We start from the raw sequence: 17,988 nt of genomic DNA on the forward strand, positions 1-17,988 counted from the left end.
GTTCTGTAAATTAAATAGCTGTTAATTATTTAATGTATCTTTTAAATATAAACTAAGTGCTATTGGATAAACGTTATTCTATGGAATAACAATTTTTTAATTTCTTCGAAGAAAACTAAAGTGCATCGCTAATTTTTTAGAAAGATAAAAAACCTCTTTTTAATTTGGAAATTGCTAAAACTAATATCCATTTTAATAGAGATAACCTTAAAAAGCTATCTAAGCAGGACAGGTCTTGGCTTCGAAGACCTGCTTCTTCGTAGAGCCCTGTCACGATTAATAGGCTTTTAAGTAGTTGGATTATTAAAAGAAAGTTAATTATAACAGTTTCCATATTGAAGAGAAGCCTTTAACTCTCTTTATAATTAAGATCACACTTAATAATCTACGAAGAAAAATTAAAGATACAACTTCATCAAATAACGTCTGTAAAATTAACGTGTAGAAATTTTAGAGACGGTACTTTAAAACTAGCAATCTATATAATTTACAGAGCCCGCAGGGAGCGTTGACCGAGCGGTCAACGCTCCTATTGCTGGTTCGCAATATACTTATGTTGTATATAAATTAATTTAACATTCATATATCAATTATACTATTGTTTACTTTAAAGTGTCTACACAATATAAAGGATGCACTTATCTAAACAAGTTAGTCTATTTATTTTCCGATATATATATATTATAATAGATTTAAATAAAAAGGGAGGTTATAACAATGGACTCATTATTAGTAATTTGGATCGTTATAGGCTTTGTGGCGCTATTTATTGACATTTTTACAAGTACGTTTATATTTGTATGGTTCACAGTAGGCTCTATAGCAGCTTGTATAGCTAATATTACAGGATATAATGTTACAATACAAATACTAACTTTTGTATTAGTATCTGCTGTTTTCATGGCAGTAGGATATCCACTAGCTAAAAAAACAATAAAAAGTACAGTTAAGAAAATTCCGACTATGGAGGAAAGCTATATAGGCAGAGTTCTTACAGCCGAAAGTGATTTTTCAGATAAAACAACAGTAAAAGTTGATGGTATCTACTGGACACTAAAAAACAGCGGGGAAGCAATTAAAAAGGGTGATAAAATCGAGATAACTGGTATAGAAGGCAATAAACTAGTGGTCAAAAAAATTTAATTTATTAAGGAGTTGAAATATAATGATTATTTTTTTATTAGTGTTAGCATTAATAATCATCATTGGCTTACTATCTTCAATAAAGGTAGTAAACACAGGTTACGTTTTTGTTCTTGAAAGGTTCGGACAATTTAATAAAATACTGGAACCAGGCTGGCATCTTGTTATACCCTTTGCAGATTTCATAAGAAAGAGAGTATCTACAAAACAGCAGATACTTGATATAGAACCGCAAAACGTTATAACAAAAGATAATGTAAAGATTTCTATTGATAATGTTATTTTCTACAAAATTATGAACCCAAAGGATGCAGTATATAATATAGAAAACTTCACTCATGGTATTATTTATTCAACTATAACCAATATGAGAAACATAGTGGGAGATATGACATTAGATGAAGTTCTGTCAGGAAGAGATCAAATCAATTCAAGACTTTTACAAATAATAGATGAAGTTACAGATGCTTATGGAATAAAAATATTATCAGTAGAGATAAAAAATATTATTCCGCCGGCTGAAATACAGCAAGCAATGGAAAAACAGATGAAAGCTGAAAGAGATAAAAGAGCTGTAATACTTCAAGCTGAAGGTCAAAAGCAGTCTGAAATAGCTAAGGCTGAAGGAGAAAAGCAGGCTAAGATCCTTACTGCAGAAGCAGATAAGGAAGCAAACATTCGAAGGGCTGAAGGATTAAAAGAATCTCAGCTTCTTGAAGCAGAAGGTAAAGCAAAAGCAATTGAAGCAATAGCTGAAGCTCAAGCACAAGCCATTGCTCTTGTAAATAAAGCAATACTTGAATCTGGTACTAATGAGACTGTAATTGCACTTAAACAAGTTGAGGCTTTACAGGAAATGGCTAAGAATCCGGCAAACAAACTTATACTGCCAAATGAAACATTATCTTCTCTTGGCAGCATAGCTGCTATAGGCGAAATGTTAAAAAGATAAAAAATGGTTACACCCTATGTCGGCTAGTTCCGCTTGGTTAAAGGACTAAATGGCCTTTAACGGGTTATCTGCGAATGATAATGAGCATGTTTAGATAACCCAGTAGCAATTTGACCGCATCTTTTAGTCAAATTTCCTAATGGTTCATAACTCGGTTGCGCCTCAAACAATTCGCCATCTTAACGGAAATTTGCCTAAAAGACGCGGATAATTGCTAAATTTTCTCTATATCTCCTTTGTGCCACAACATTTCATTTTTTATACCTTTCTTTCATCTCTTTATCTAACATCCTTAGAGCATTTCTTGAACCAAGATTATATGTTTTTAAGAGTTTCACAACAAAAATGATAATTGCATTTTATCTTATTTTAGGAGCTTAAAAATATAATATTATTCGTACCAGTGCGAATAATATTATATTTTTAAGCTTGATTATTGACACAGTTCTTAATTGATGTTAATATATTTGTGTAGCAACAATTATCACTTTGACAATATTGTTCTACAGTCGAATACGTAAAATTATATAAATAATATTTTATTTAAAAAATAAAATATCCATATAATCCAAATAATAAGGTTTTGGAGTATCTACAGGAAGCCATAAACTTTCTACTATGGGTAAATCTTAAGTCAATAGAAAATTTCCTTTCGTTGCCTTTTTTTATGTAAAACAGGATCTACTCTAGTATGCAGTTTATTAATATTTAAGGAGAAGTGAATTTATAATGAGTAAGAATGTTAGAAGAGTGTACGTAGAAAAAAAGAAAGGGTTTAATGTAGAAGCGCAGAATCTGTTTAATGATCTAAAAGCAAATCTAGGTCTGAACAGTTTAAAAGCGATTAGAATTTTGAATTGTTATGATGTATCAGGAATATCTGATGAAGAATTCAAAGTTGCAGCGGACAATATTTTTTCCGAGAAAAATGTCGACGATGTTTATTACGAAAATTTCTCTTTTAGTTCAAATCAATATGCTTTTGCTACCGAATTCCTGCCTGGTCAGTACGATCAGAGGGCAGACTCCGCAGCAGAATGTGTTCAGCTTATTACCGCAGGCGTGCGACCTCTTGTGCATACATCAAAAGTTATTATATTAGAAGGTAATTTATCTCAAGAAGAATTGAAAAAAATAAAAGATTATTATATAAATCCTGTAGATTCAAGAGAAGCATCTCTAGATAAACCAGAGAAGCTTGAAGAAAACTATGAACTTCCACAAAGTGTAGAAATACTAGAAGGTTTCATAGATCTTGACTTAGATGGACTTAAATCATTATATAAAAGTTTAAATTTAGCAATGAGCTTTGATGATATAAAGCTTTGCCAGCACTATTTTAAGAATGAAGAAAAAAGAAATCCTTCCATTACAGAAATCAGAGTATTGGATACTTATTGGTCAGACCATTGTAGACACACCACATTCCAGACAGAAATTCAATCTGTAAAAATCGATGAAGGCCGTTTCAACAAGGCCATAGAAGAGAGTTATAAAAAATATCTTGATTCCCATTTAAGCGTATATCCAAAAAAGAATAGACCAGTGACATTGATGGATTTAGCAACAATAGCAATGAAACATCTAAAAAAGCAGGGCAAACTTAAAAATTTAGATGAATCTGAAGAAATAAATGCCTGCAGCATTAAAGTTAATATACCAATTGACGGAAAAGATGAAGAATGGCTTATAATGTTTAAAAACGAAACTCACAACCACCCAACTGAGATTGAACCTTTCGGTGGTGCAGCAACTTGCTTGGGAGGAGCTATAAGAGATCCACTTTCGGGACGTTCCTATGTATATCAAGCTATGAGAGTAACCGGAAGCGGGGATCCAAGAACTTCAATCAAAGATACACTTTCAGGTAAACTTCCTCAGAAAAAAATAACTACAGAAGCTGCCCACGGTTACAGTTCCTACGGTAATCAGATAGGTCTTGCTACTGGTATGGTTAACGAAGTATATGATGAAGGTTATATAGCTAAAAGAATGGAAATTGGCGCAGTAGTTGGAGCTGCCCCTGCAGAGAATGTTATAAGAAAAGTTCCTGTTGGCGGAGACATAGTAATACTTCTTGGTGGACGTACAGGAAGAGATGGCTGCGGCGGAGCTACAGGTTCATCTAAAAAGCATACTGAGAAATCTATATCAACTTGTGGAGCTGAAGTTCAAAAAGGTAATCCTCCTACTGAGAGAAAGATTCAAAGGCTATTTAGAAATCCAGAAGTCAGTACATTAATTAAAAGATGTAATGACTTCGGAGCCGGTGGAGTTTCTGTAGCTATTGGTGAATTAGCTGACGGTCTTGATATAAACTTGGATGTAGTTACAAAAAAATATGAGGGACTGGACGGTACAGAGCTTGCTATCTCTGAGTCTCAGGAGAGAATGGCAGTTGTTGTAACTGCTGATTCAGCTGATAAATTTATAAACTTATGCAATAACGAAAACCTAGAAGCAACAGCAGTCGCTACAGTTACTGATACAAACAGATTAGTACTTAATTGGAAAGGCAATGCAATAGTTGATATAAGCAGAGATTTTCTTAACAGTAATGGAGCTAAGGCTTACAGCGATGTTGCTATAGCTGAAGTTAAAGATATAGATAGTATATTCAAAGCTAAAAAATCTGATAAACCACTTAAAGAGGCGTGGCTAAACAAACTGTCAGAGCTTAATGTATGTAGCCAAAAAGGTTTAGTTGAAAGATTTGACAGCACAATTGGAGCTAATACAGTACTTATGCCTTACGGTGGTAAATATCAGCTTACTCCAAATGAAGCTATGGCCGCAAAGGTTCCTGTACTAAATGGTGATACAACAGTAGCTACAGTTATGTCCTATGGGTTTAATCCTAAAATATCGAAACTTAGTCCATTCCATGGAGCTGTTTATTCAGTTGTGGAATCAGCAGCACGTGTAGTTGCAGTGGGCGGTAAATTAGAAAGTACAAAACTAACTTTTCAGGAATATTTTGAAAGACTTGGTACAGATCCATATAGATGGGGAAAACCATTTGCAGCATTACTTGGCGCTTTTCATGCTCAAGAAGAACTTGAAATTGCAGCTATTGGCGGAAAAGACAGTATGTCAGGAAGTTTCAATGATTTAGATGTTCCTCCTACACTTGTTTCATTTGCCTTAGACGTTGTAAAAGATGCCGATATAATAGTTTCTCAAGAATTTAAAGCTGCTAACCATAAAGTTGTATTACTTAAATCAGCTATAAATGATGAAATGCTTCCTGAGTTTGATAAGTTAAAAACTAACTTTAATCTTATATCAAAGCTTATAGAGCAGCATAAAGCAGCTTCCTGCAGCAGTATTCGTTACGGTGGTATCTGCGAAGCAGTATCTAAGATGAGTTTCGGTAATAAAATTGGTTTCAACTTTGACAATAGCTTTGATGAGGAAGAATTATTCATACCTTATTATGGATCCTTCATAATAGAGTTAAATGACGACGTTAATATAGAAAAAGAGTTCTCCGGAAAAGATTATTCAGTTCTCGGTATAACTTCAAAAGATAGCAGGATTAAATTGAATAGTATGAATATAGCAGTTGACGAAGCTATAGAAGCATGGATTTCACCGCTGGAAACTATTTTTCCTACTAGAACTTCTGAAGAAAAAAGAGCATATGAAGAAAGATTATATAATGAAACAAATAAGCACAGCTTTGGTCTATCCATCGGCAGCGCTAAACCTAGAGTTTTCATTCCTGTTTTTCCAGGAACTAACTGTGAATATGACAGTGCTAGGGCTTTTGAAAAAGCTGGTGCAGTTTCCAACACATACGTATTTAAAAATTTAAAGCCAGAAAATATCAAGGAATCAGTTAGAGCTATGGAAAAAGCTATAAGGGAATCTCAAATATTAATGATTCCAGGAGGCTTCAGTGCAGGTGACGAACCAGAAGGTTCCGGAAAATTTATCGCAAATGTATTTAGAAATCCAGAATTAAAAGATGCTGTAATGGATCTTATAAAAAATAGAGATGGTCTTATTCTTGGTATCTGTAACGGCTTCCAGGCACTAATAAAACTTGGTCTCGTACCTTATGGTGAAATAACTGATTTAGATGTTGATGCTCCGACACTTACCTATAACAATATAGGCAGACACGTTTCCTGCATAGTTAATACAAAGATAGTTTCAAATAAATCTCCTTGGCTGAATAATGTAAAAGTTGGGGATATACATTCAATAGCTGTATCCCATGGTGAAGGAAGATTTGTAGGAACTGACAGAGTCATAAACAAATTGTTTGAAAATGGTCAAGTGGCTACTCAATATGTTGATCTTGATGGAAATGCGGTTAACTATATGCCATTCAATCCAAATGGTTCAATGTATGCTATAGAAGGAATAACTAGTCCTGATGGAAGAATATTCGGTAAAATGGGACACAGTGAAAGACGTGGACAATTTGTTCATAAAAATATTATGGGTGAGAAGGATCAGAAGCTATTCGACGCTGGCGTCAAATACTTTAAATAATAAAGAATGAGGGATTAAAAATGAAAGTAAAAACACAGCCTTGCTGAATTTTAATCATAAACTCTTCATTCGTAGTTCCTAATTAATCAATATAGAAGCATTGAGAGGAGAATATAATTATGAAAGTTGCAATAATCTTTGGAAGTAAATCCGACAAAGATGTGATGAAAGGTGCAGCCACTGCTCTAAAGGAATTTGGCATAGAATACGAAGCTCACATTTTATCAGCACACAGAGTCCCCGAGAGACTTGTAGAGGTTCTAGATAAGCTTGAGAAAGAAGACTGTCAGTGCATAATAGCTGGTGCAGGACTTGCAGCACACCTTCCAGGTGTTATAGCATCTCATACTACTAAACCAGTAATAGGGGTTCCAATAAACGCAGCACTTAATGGTATGGATTCACTGCTTGCTATAGTACAAATGCCTAAGTCAATACCAGTAGCAACCGTTGGAATAAATAACAGCTACAATGCAGGAATGCTAGCAGTTCAAATGTTAGCTCTTAAAGATGAGACTATAGCTAAAAAATTAATTCAATATAGAAAAGATATGAAAGATAAATTTATAAAGGATAACAATGAAGGAGTGGAATTTTAACATGGAAAAATTAGAAATGTTATATGAAGGAAAAGCTAAAAAGGTATATGCTACAAATAAAGCAGATGAAGTAATAATATATTACAAGGATGATGCAACTGCTTTCAATGGAGAAAAGAAAGGGCAGATTTCCGATAAAGGAGTTATGAATAACTCTATAACTTCAATGTTATTCGAGCTATTAGCTAAACACGGAATAAAAACTCATTTTGTTAAGAAACTAAGTGATAGAGAACAGCTTTGCAAAAAAGTTCAGATAGTTCCTCTAGAAGTAATAGTAAGGAATATAGCAGCTGGAAGCATGGCTAAAAGACTTGGCCTTGAAGAAGGTTATCAGCTTAAAACAACTGTTTTTGAATTAAGCTATAAGGATGATGCTCTTGGAGATCCATTAATAAACGATACACATGCCATAGCCATAGGTGCAGCAACCCGCGAAGAACTTGATACAATTTATTCTATGACTAGTAAAATAAATGATGTTCTTAAAGAGTTCTTCTTAGGTCTTGGAATCAAACTAATAGATTTCAAACTTGAGTTCGGAAAATATAACGGAGAAATAGTACTTGCAGATGAAATTTCACCAGATACCTGCAGGTTCTGGGATGCTAAAACAAATGAGAAACTTGATAAAGATAGATTCAGAAGGGATTTGGGTAATGTAGAAGATGCCTACATCGAAATACTCAATAGAATTTCTCATAGCAAATAATATTGAAAGGATATAGTTTATGAATAAAATATTGAGCGATAAATTCAAAGAGGAATGTGGAGTTTTTGGTATTTTTTCTAGTGAAGAAGATAATTTGGATGTAGCCAGTGTTAGTTACTTTGGTCTCTATGCTCTTCAGCACAGAGGTCAGGAGAGTGCTGGTATAGTAGTCTCAGATGGCAAAGAATTAAATGGGCATAAGGGTATGGGACTTGTTCCGGATGTATTTAATGAAGATAACTTATCAAAACTTAAAGGTAATGCTGCGATCGGCCACGTTAGATATTCTACTACAGGATCCAGTAATATTAATAATGCTCAGCCTATTCTCTCTAAATATAAACTTGGTCCTATAGCTATAGCTCATAATGGTAATCTAGTAAATGCAGATGTAATAAGAGAACTTCTAGAAAATGGCGGCTGCATGTTTCAGACCTCTATTGATACTGAAGTTATTTTGAATTTGATTGCCAGAAATTCAGGAGAATCTATTGAAAAAGCTGTGTTTAACGCAGTTCAAGCCATAAAAGGTTCCTTTGCTATTGTTATTCTTACGCAGGATAAATTAATAGGTGTAAGAGATCCTAATGGAATAAGACCTTTGTGCATAGGTAAGCTAAATAATAGCTATGTCCTTGCTTCTGAAAGCTGTGCCCTCGATACCATAGGTGCCGATTTTGTAAGAGATGTAAACGCAGGAGAGATCGTTATTATAGATAAAGATGGTATCAAATCACTTAATCCTACAGAAAAGATAGGATGCGCCACCTGTGCGTTTGAATATATATATTTTGCACGTCCTGATAGTGTAATAGACGGAATAAACGTATATGAATCAAGGGTTAGAGCTGGTAAAACGCTTTTCGAGGAACATCCTGTAGACGCTGATATTGTTGTAGGTGTACCTGATTCAGGCCTTGCTGCAGCAGTAGGCTATGCTGAAGCTTCGGGAATTCCTTATGGCACAGGCTTTATTAAAAATAAATACGTAGGCAGAACTTTTATTGCACCGACACAGGAAATAAGAGAAAGAGCAGTATCTATAAAACTTAACGTACTTAAAGTAAATGTGAAAGATAAAAGGGTAGTCCTTGTTGAAGATTCCATAGTAAGAGGTACTACCAGCAGGAAACTTGTAGAACAATTAAAAAATGCAGGAGCTAAAGAGGTTCATTTCAGAGTTGCATCTCCTGTAGTAAAATATCCGTGCTATTTTGGTATAGATATAGCTTATAGAAAAGAACTTATAGGAGCTAATCTATCAGTTGAAGAAATAAGAGAACAAACTGGTGCAGACAGCCTTGGGTATATAAGTCTCGAAGGTCTTCTTAAAAGTTTCGGAAAAAAACACATATTTTGTCTTGGCTGCTTTAATGGTGTATACCCTGTAGCTACTCCTATTGAAGTTGACAAAGAAAGATTGGAAAGGTAGGAATTTTATGATTACTTATAAAGATTCTGGAGTAAATATTGAAGAGGGTTACAAATCTGTAAGCCTTATAAAGGATCATGCTGCGAAAACTCTTCAATCCTATGTGCTTAACAATATAGGCAGTTTTGCTTCTATGGTAGAAATACCTGAAGGCTATAAAAGGCCGGTACTTGTATCAGGTACTGATGGTGTTGGAACAAAACTTGAAATAGCTTTCAAGAAAAAAAAGTACGATACAGTAGGTATAGATTGTGTTGCAATGTGCGTGAATGATGTTTTATGCCATGGCGCAAAGCCTCTTTTTTTCCTTGATTATATAGCTTGTGGAAAACTGGAAGCAGAGGTTTCTTCAGATTTGGTTAAAGGAGTAGCCGATGGCTGTCTTCAAGCTGACTGCTCACTAGTAGGTGGAGAAACAGCTGAGATGCCTGGTTTTTATGCGGAAGGCGAATATGACATAGCTGGTTTCGTAGTCGGTGTAGTTGATAAATCTAAGATAATAGACGGCAGTACCATAAAAGAAGGCGATGTTCTTATAGGACTTTCATCATCTGGACCTCACAGCAATGGTTATTCCCTTATAAGAAAACTTATACCTGATATAACTACAGACTTTAACGGTAAGAATATAGGAGACGTACTTCTTACTCCTACTAAAATATATGTAAAACCAGTACTTAAAATTATAGAAGAATTCAACATTAAAGGCATGGCACACATCACTGGCGGCGGGTTTATTGAAAATATTCCAAGAATGTTTAAAGATAAGCTTACAGCTGTAATTAATAAAAATAGTTTTCCTAAACCTGCTATATTTGACCATATAATATCTTTGGGAGTAGATGAAACTCATATGTATAATACATTTAATATGGGTATAGGTTTTGTACTTTGTGTAGCAAAAGAAGATGCTGATAATGTTATAAAATCACTAAAAGCCAAAGGTGAAGATGCCTACGAAATAGGCTATATTTCAGCTGGAGGTGACGGAGTTTGCTTAAAATAGCAGTGCTTATATCCGGCAGCGGAAGCAATCTTCAGTCAATAATAGATGCTGTAAATTCTAAAGAACTGCAGTGTGAAATAAGCTTCGTTATTTCCGATAAAAATAATGCTTTTGGTATAGAGAGAGCTGAAAAAAACGGAATAAAAACGTATATATTTGATAAGAAAGAATATAAAGAGAAATTATCTGACACAATACTTTCAGTTATAGAAAATAAGGTTGACTTTATAGTTCTAGCAGGATTTTTGTCTATATTAAGAGGGGATATATTAAAAAAATTTGAGGGAAGAATAATAAATATTCATCCTTCCCTAATCCCTAGTTTCTGTGGTAATGGCATGTATGGTATAAAAGTACATGAAGCAGCAATCGAGAGCGGTGTTAAAGTATCAGGCTGTACCGTTCATTTTGTTGATGAAGGAACAGATTCGGGTCCGATAATCCTGCAAAGGACAGTCCCCGTTTATTATGAAGATACTGCGGAAATGCTTCAGAAAAGAGTACTAATTGAGGAACATATAGCACTCCCTACTGCACTTAAACTAATTTCTGAGCATAAAGTAGAGCTTAACAATAATAAAGTTAAAATTCTAAAATAATGAAATCAGTTTCTGTTATAATATTGTGTGGTAATATATAAACTTAAGTCATTTAGAAAGGAGCCTGTTATGAAAATATTAGTTATTGGTTCTGGCGGACGCGAACATGCTATAGCCTGGAAAGTAGCTCAAAACAGTACTGTAGAAAAAGTATACTGTGCTCCAGGAAACGGCGGAACTTTTTTCGAAGATAAATGTGAGAACATACCTCTCACTAACCTGAATGAATTAATATCTTTCGCAAAAGATAACCACGTTGAGCTTACAATAGTAGGACCAGAGGAACCTCTTACAAAGGGATTCGTTGATGAATTTAGAAAAAATGGCTTAGCTATCTTTGGACCATCCAAAGAAGCCGCTAAACTTGAGGGCAGCAAGATTTACTCAAAGGATTTCATGAAGAAGTATGGTGTTAAAACTGCTGAATATGCTTCGTTTGACCAAATAAAGCCTGCTCTTGAATACATAAAAAACTGCTGCTATCCTGTAGTTGTTAAAGCTGATGGCCTAGCAGCTGGAAAAGGCGTTGTAATCTGTGAAAATGCTGCTGATGCTGAAAGTACTCTTAAAGATTTTATGATTAATGATATTTTTGCTGGTTCAGGTAAAAAGGTAGTAATAGAGGAATTCCTAGATGGAGTGGAAGCTTCCATTCTATCTATAACAGATGGAAATACTATTATTCCTTTCATATCTTCTAAGGATCATAAGCAGATTTACGATGAAAACAAGGGTCCTAATACTGGGGGAATGGGAGCTATAGCACCTAATCCATACTGCACCAATGATGTATTAGAAAGCTTTGATAGGGATATCTTACAGCCTACTCTAAAAGGAATAAAAGGTGAGAATCTTGACTATATAGGTATAATTTTCTTTGGAGTCATGATAACAAAGAAAGGTGTATACCTTCTCGAGTACAATGTAAGACTTGGTGATCCTGAAACTCAGGCTGTTCTTCCAATTATGGAAAGTGACTTAGTTGAACTCATTCAAAGCGCGTTAAAGAAAGATTTATCAAACTTTAAACTGACATGGAAGAAACAAAGCAGCTGTTGCATCGTTGCTGCATCTGGTGGTTATCCAGCTTCTTATGCAAAAGGTTATGAAATAAGCTGCGAGAAAATGAATAGTGGAAAAGTATTTGTTGCCGGAGCAGTAGAAAAAGATTCAAAGCTTGTTACGTCAGGCGGCAGAGTTCTCTGTGTTCAATCTCTTGGAGATACTGCTGAAGAAGCGAAGAAAAAAGCTTATGACAACCTTAAAAAAGTATCTTTTAAAGATATGTACTTCAGAAAAGATATAGGTACTATATATGAATTTAACAGGTAAAGTCGCTATTATAACAGGCTCTTCCAGAGGTATTGGAAGAGCTATAGCTTTAAATCTTTCTAAAAACGGCGCTTCAGTAGTCATAAATTATTCCAGCGATGAAATCGGAGCAACAGAAACTTTAAATATGATAAAAGCCGCAGGCGGCTATGCAGTAATGCAAAAGTGGGACATAAGTGATTATGAAGCTTGCAAAAAAGCTATGGATTTCACATTAAATAAGTTTGGCAGGCTTGATATATTAGTTAACAATGCAGGTATTTCAGAAATAGGTTTATTTATTGATTATACACCTGAAATGTGGAGCAGAATGTTAGATATTAATGTTAAAGGTATGTTTAACATGAGCCATCTAGCTTTATCTGCAATGCTTAAGAATACTGACTTTAGTTCTATTGTAAATATATCATCGATCTGGGGCAACGTTGGTGCTTCCTGTGAATGCATATATTCTGCTACCAAAGGAGCTATAAACTCCTTTACGAAAGCGTTAGCAAAAGAAATGGCGCCATCAAAAATACGAGTTAATGCAGTTGCACCTGGTGTCATAGATACAAGCATGAATAAATGGCTCAGTGAGGAAGAAAAAAAAGAATTGGAAGAAGAAATTCCGTTAGGCTACTTTGGCAGACCTGAAGATATTGCTAATACAGTTTGTTTCTTATGCAGCAAGGAATCTGAATATATGACCGGTCAGATACTTACTGTAGATGGAGGATTTATCTAATCGCACAGATTGTATCTATATAAATTGCAATAAAGTTCTTACATTATGGCTTCTAAAATATCACTGCTAAATCGGTTCGACCCTAGGATTTTTTAGAAGTCAGAATGTATTAGAACTTTCACAACTTATCTATTATAATTTCTATTTAACTGATATAGGAATTCAGCACAGCTGAATTCCTTACTCTTTATTTTCTTTCTCATAGTAAGCAGGTAACTCTATAATAAAACTAGCTCCAATTTCAGAATTTTTAGCAGTAATTTTCCCGTTATGCTTCTCAATTACGTTCTTACTTATGGATAAGCCGAGCCCGCTATTTCCTTTTCTTCCTTTATAAAACCTATCAAAGATATTATCTATTTCATTATCGTCAAATCCAGCTCCATCGTCACAAATCTCTATTATTACATCACTGCCGGTATATTTAACAGATATTATTATGTTAGTTTCGGCATAGCGAATGCAATTACCTATTATATTCACAATAGCTCGGTTAAGCTTTTCCTCGTCTGCGCAGATAATTGTGCGTTGATCCTTTTCATTTACAATAATACTGATACTATTTTTTATTGCAATGCCATCCATACGTTCTATACAATCAGTTAGAAGATCATGCACGTTAACAGCTTTAAAATCATAATTTTCTTCAATTGCGTCAAGTCTGGATAAATACAGCAAATCTTCTATAAGATGTGTCATACGTTTTGTTTCATCTAATATAACATCTACAGCAATTTCGCTTTCTATAATATTATATTTTATGCCTTCAGCATAACTTTGTATAGACATTAAGGGTGTTCTAAACTCATGGGATGCATTCTGTAAAAATGTCTTCTGAGCTTTATCGTAGGTTTCAAGTTTTTCAGACATTATATTGATATTATAGACAAATTCTTTTAATTCATCATCAACTGTTATATGAATTTTATCGCCAAAATTTCTAGCTGCTATATCTTTTATATACTTGTTTAAATATATAAAAGGAGTAGATATTTTCTTTGATATATGTGATGAAAATACTCCAATAATAACGGCAGAAAAAACCAATATTATAGATAAAAGTATATTTATCGTTTTCTGAAGCTGATTTACTTTTTGAAGGCTTGAATATATTATTATCCATCCCAAACCAAATGAGTTTTTATCATACACAGGTTTTATGATAGCTACATACTCCGAATTTGATAACCTTAGATTCACAAATTCTTCCTGATTAGGTATTTTCAAATCATTAATTTTCTCTATAATCTTTTTTGAGACATTGCTTGAAGCTTTATATTCGTCTTCTGGAAAAGGTGTTATAATATTTTTATTTTTATCCAGCAGCAAAAAATCTGAATTTAATAATGTTAGCGAATTCTTTAAATTTCTATCTAGCATGAAGTAGAATCTAGATATATTTCCATTTTGCTGTTCGTTATTGTAAACCTTCTGTACATTTCTTGGAGCAGGTTGTATATCACTTTGTGGTTCTGAAAGGAAATCAGGTCCGTGCCGCAAAGCAGTGTCTTCCGTGCTATTGGCTATCTTACTAAGTTGATCCTGTATATCTTTTTCAAAATATATTCGCACTGCCATGTTGAATATAATGGTTGTTAGGATAATCAGCATTATTATAACCAATGTATTATATTTAAAAATTCTCCATTTTATGGTGTTATATTTCATATCGTCATTCCTTATCTTGAATTGTAAAACCAAATCCCCATACAGTATCCACTTTTAACAAAGAACCTGCACCGGTTAATTTTTTTCTTATCCTCTTAATCATGTCATCAGTAGCTCTAGTTTCAACTTCACTTTCAAAACCCCACACTTTAACAAGAAGTTCACTGCGGCTTATCGCTCTATTTTTATTGTTTATTAAATAGTAAAGCAGTGAAAATTCCATATTGGTCAGTCCAATATTTTTGTTGTTCACTAGCACCTGTTTTTTATTTAGATTAATTGTTACATCAGCTATATTTATTATATTACCTTGAATATGGGTTTTATCAAATTCAATTCTTCTAAAAATGCTTTTTATTCTAGCTATTAATTCCATAGGGCTAAATGGTTTGGTGAGATAGTCATCAGCCCCTAAAGTTAATCCAGCTACTTTATCAGGTTCTGTATCCTTAGCAGATACTATTATTATAGGTATCGGACTTTTCTTTCTTATACTCTCACAAATGGAATATCCGTCTAGCACCGGCATCATAATATCCAGAATAAGCATGTCTGGTTGACGCATATTAAAAGCATCTAGCAGAAGTGCACCATTATTAAAAGTTTCTACCTCAAAGCCTTCCTTGAAAAGAAATGATTTTATTATATTACAAATATTAATTTCATCGTCTGCTATGTATATTAATTTTTTATCCATTTTGCTCACCTTCCATGGTTTATATTTTATCATAAATCTATTAAAACTAATTTTGATTTTTGTGTAATTTTATGTGATTTTTAATCTGCCACATTTTAGCCACAATATCTCACTGTTTTGCCACAGTATTGTTATTCATAATTACGTATAGGCATCGATAAATCAATCAGGAGATTCAAATTGCGTTTTATCAGAAATCTGATTCAACAGAAGACAGTCCGTTTAGTTCTATTCTAAATGGTTTGGTATCTGATGGCACTATCTCCGAAGAGCAATTAGAGGTTATACAAAACATACTATAAAATGGATCTAAAATTAAAGGCATTCAGTATAACTGAATGCCTTTGCTGCTAATTAATTAAATTGCCTTTCTTAATGTAAAGTAGAACATTACTCCATTTTCAATATTTTTTACACCAAAAGTACTTTTATGTGCTAATAAAATATTTTTAGTAATCGAAAGTCCAAGTCCTGTCCCACCAGTGTTTCTAGTTCTGGACTTATCGATTTTATAGAACTTATCCCATATATTCTCCATTTCTTTTTGCTCTATGTGCTCTCCATCATTCTCGACCTGAATCTGCACATTATCATTATCCTTATCAAAAACAGTTATCTTTATAGTACCGCTATCAGGTGTGTTTCTTATTGCATTAGTAAGAAAATTAGTTATTACTTGTTCAATTCTCGTTTCATCGCCATAGACTTCTATGTTATCAGAAATGGTTTCTATATCTATGCACCTTTCCTTAAGCAGTTCCTTATGTTTATGGACACATTCAGATATAAGGGAATTAATGTAGAAATTCCTAGGATTGAAATTAAAGCTTCCGCTTTCAAGCTGTGAAAGATCTAGCATATCGTGAACTAAATTGCCCATTTTTTGGGCTTCATCCATTATTACATCTATATAAAAACTTCGAGATTCCTCATCTACTACATTATCCATTAGACCTTCAGCATAACCAGATATTAATGAAATAGGGGTTTTTAGTTCATGAGAAACTCCAGCAACAAACTCTTTTCTCATGCTCTCCATCTTTCTTTCCTTTTCAATATCAGCTTCTAGCTGCTCATTTTGCTGCCTCAATTCGTTTAATGCATTGTCCAATTTGTCAGAGAGTATATTTAAAGTATTAGCTAGATTACCAATTTCATCCTTACTATTTACATCACATTTAACTGAAAAATCCATTTTAAGCATATTCTCAGCAGATTTATTTAATTTAATAAGCGGTTTAGACAACATATTAGAATATATCAAAGCCAATATTATAATCATAACAACACCGCCAGCAAATATATAAATATAAAAAGCCCTTATTGTATCTGAAGCCTCTTGTATTGGCTGAAGCGATGAAACCGCTACAATCACATCAGAGTTGTTTCTATCAACAGAAGGGGATATGCAAATTATATTATTAATATCGAAATCGGTATTGTAATATTTCCCAACTATAGTCTTCCTCTGACGTATTATTTTTGCTAGCCTGTCTGGCGAGTCAACCCATCCGTTCAAAATTTTATTTAAAGTATTTATTTTACTTGAATCTGAATCCATTTTTGAATCGCCTAGGTACTTTGCTACACCATTACTGCCAAGAACAACTATTTTAGCATTATTATTCTCTTCGAACTGTCTCATAACTATATAAAGCTGTGAGTTAGATAAATTATTGTTAGAGTATATATCATTAAATCTCTCTACACTTATCTTTAGATTCTTCATTTTTCTAGATTTGTAGAATTCCTCAAAAAAAACTGACTGAAAGTTCATTGTAAGAATAAAAAATGCTAATAAAAACGCAGCAGTTATAATAAACAGTTTATATACAATACTTTTCTTCATTTTCTTACCTCGAATCTATAACCGCTTCCCCTTACTGTAGCTATTAGATAAGATTTTTCTCCAAGTTTTTCTCTAAGTCTTTTTATATTAGTATCTACTGTTCTTGCATCACCATAATAATCAATACCCCATACACTATCCAGTATTTGAGTTCGCGACAATGCAATACCTTTATTTTTTATAAGATATAAAAGTAATTCATATTCCTTGGGAGATAATATAATTTCATTTTCATCTAAGATTACCTCATGAGACAGCTCATTTATCTTTAATCCGTCAACCTCTATTATTGATTGTTCAGCACTATTGGCTGAGTCGATTCTATTAAAAACAGCTTTTATTTTGGCCACCAGTATTTTAACACTAAACGGTTTTGTTACATAATCATCTGCACCTAATTCATATCCAAGCAACTTATCGTCTTCCTCAGCTTTAGCTGTTAACATGATTATTGGTACCCGTGATTTTTGTCTTATGTTTTTGCATACCTCCCATCCATCCATAAATGGCATCATTATATCAAGTATTATTAAATCTATTTTATTGTTGTTAAAAATCTTTATAGCATCTAACCCGTTTCCAGCCTCGTATATCAGATAATTTTCACGTTTTAAGTAATCCTTTATCAGAATTCTCATTCTTACCTCATCTTCTACAATAAGTACACTTTTACTCATATATCTCCACTCCAAAACTTATTTTCGTATATCAATTATATAATTACATTATATATAAATTATTTATATATTCAAATATTACTATCTTAAAT

At 33.5% G+C, this 17,988-nt stretch carries 14 protein-coding genes and 1 riboswitch; of the genes, 10 read left to right on the plus strand and 4 right to left on the minus strand.

Going from position 1 to position 17,988, the window contains the following annotated elements; genetic code table 11:
• Positions 1 to 717 precede the first annotated feature (717 nt).
• The 10 genes from CLORY_RS20210 to ymfI all read left to right on the plus strand — a co-directional run bounded on the left by CLORY_RS20210 (position 718) and on the right by ymfI (position 13,005).
• Positions 718 to 1,143, plus strand: a complete 426-nt coding sequence (locus tag CLORY_RS20210) for an NfeD family protein (protein ID WP_079427937.1) — start codon at positions 718 to 720, stop codon at positions 1,141 to 1,143.
• Positions 1,144 to 1,165: 22 nt separating this feature from the next.
• The gene (locus tag CLORY_RS20215) at positions 1,166 to 2,095 is read left to right on the plus strand and encodes an SPFH domain-containing protein (RefSeq protein ID WP_079427939.1); all 930 of its coding nucleotides are present in this window, start codon (positions 1,166 to 1,168) and stop codon (positions 2,093 to 2,095) included.
• A 539-nt stretch (positions 2,096 to 2,634) separates the two neighbouring features.
• A riboswitch (purine riboswitch) is annotated at positions 2,635 to 2,734 on the plus strand.
• Positions 2,735 to 2,824: 90 nt separating this feature from the next.
• Entirely contained in the window at positions 2,825 to 6,598 is a 3,774-nt protein-coding gene (locus tag CLORY_RS20220; protein ID WP_079427941.1) for a phosphoribosylformylglycinamidine synthase, read from the plus strand.
• A gap of 119 nt (positions 6,599 to 6,717) precedes the next feature.
• A complete protein-coding gene (gene purE, locus CLORY_RS20225; RefSeq protein WP_079427943.1) occupies positions 6,718 to 7,197 on the plus strand; it encodes a 5-(carboxyamino)imidazole ribonucleotide mutase in 480 nt (159 codons plus the stop codon).
• Position 7,198: 1 nt separating this feature from the next.
• Positions 7,199 to 7,909 carry a phosphoribosylaminoimidazolesuccinocarboxamide synthase gene (purC, locus tag CLORY_RS20230; protein WP_079427945.1) on the plus strand — a complete coding sequence of 237 codons (711 nt, stop codon included), beginning with the start codon at positions 7,199 to 7,201 and terminating at the stop codon, positions 7,907 to 7,909.
• A 19-nt stretch (positions 7,910 to 7,928) separates the two neighbouring features.
• The gene (purF, locus tag CLORY_RS20235; protein WP_079427947.1) at positions 7,929 to 9,341 is read left to right on the plus strand and encodes an amidophosphoribosyltransferase; all 1,413 of its coding nucleotides are present in this window, start codon (positions 7,929 to 7,931) and stop codon (positions 9,339 to 9,341) included.
• Positions 9,342 to 9,348: 7 nt separating this feature from the next.
• Positions 9,349 to 10,347 (plus strand): phosphoribosylformylglycinamidine cyclo-ligase, encoded by a 999-nt coding sequence (gene purM / locus CLORY_RS20240; RefSeq protein WP_079427949.1) that lies wholly within the window; start codon positions 9,349 to 9,351, stop codon positions 10,345 to 10,347.
• On the plus strand, positions 10,335 to 10,946 hold the full coding sequence (gene purN / locus CLORY_RS20245) for a phosphoribosylglycinamide formyltransferase (protein WP_079427951.1): 612 nt from the start codon (positions 10,335 to 10,337) through the stop codon (positions 10,944 to 10,946). The genes purM and purN overlap by 13 nt, the downstream gene beginning before the upstream one ends.
• A gap of 69 nt (positions 10,947 to 11,015) precedes the next feature.
• Positions 11,016 to 12,278, plus strand: coding sequence for a phosphoribosylamine--glycine ligase (gene purD / locus CLORY_RS20250; protein WP_079427954.1), 1,263 nt, complete (start codon positions 11,016 to 11,018; stop codon positions 12,276 to 12,278).
• Positions 12,262 to 13,005, plus strand: a complete 744-nt coding sequence (ymfI, locus tag CLORY_RS20255; protein ID WP_079427956.1) for an elongation factor P 5-aminopentanone reductase — start codon at positions 12,262 to 12,264, stop codon at positions 13,003 to 13,005. The genes purD and ymfI overlap by 17 nt, the downstream gene beginning before the upstream one ends.
• Positions 13,006 to 13,185: 180 nt before the next feature.
• On the opposite strand, the gene CLORY_RS20260 is transcribed toward ymfI, so the two are convergent.
• The 4 genes from CLORY_RS20260 to CLORY_RS20275 form a co-directional block, all read right to left on the minus strand.
• Positions 13,186 to 14,673: a sensor histidine kinase gene (locus CLORY_RS20260; protein WP_079427958.1), complete on the minus strand. Its 1,488-nt coding sequence runs from the start codon at positions 14,671 to 14,673 to the stop codon at positions 13,186 to 13,188.
• A 4-nt stretch (positions 14,674 to 14,677) separates the two neighbouring features.
• Complete coding sequence (locus tag CLORY_RS20265; protein WP_079427961.1) at positions 14,678 to 15,370, minus strand: response regulator transcription factor; 693 nt, start codon at positions 15,368 to 15,370, stop codon at positions 14,678 to 14,680.
• Between the two features lie 358 nt (positions 15,371 to 15,728).
• Entirely contained in the window at positions 15,729 to 17,219 is a 1,491-nt protein-coding gene (locus CLORY_RS20270) for a sensor histidine kinase (protein ID WP_242954467.1), read from the minus strand.
• On the minus strand, positions 17,216 to 17,896 hold the full coding sequence (locus CLORY_RS20275; RefSeq protein WP_079427966.1) for a response regulator transcription factor: 681 nt from the start codon (positions 17,894 to 17,896) through the stop codon (positions 17,216 to 17,218). The genes CLORY_RS20270 and CLORY_RS20275 overlap by 4 nt, the downstream gene beginning before the upstream one ends.
• Between the last annotated feature and the right edge of the window lie 92 nt (positions 17,897 to 17,988).

Origin of the sequence: Clostridium oryzae, from assembly GCF_002029235.1 — a bacterium.
Classification (GTDB): domain Bacteria; phylum Bacillota; class Clostridia; order Clostridiales; family Clostridiaceae; genus Clostridium_AE; species Clostridium_AE oryzae.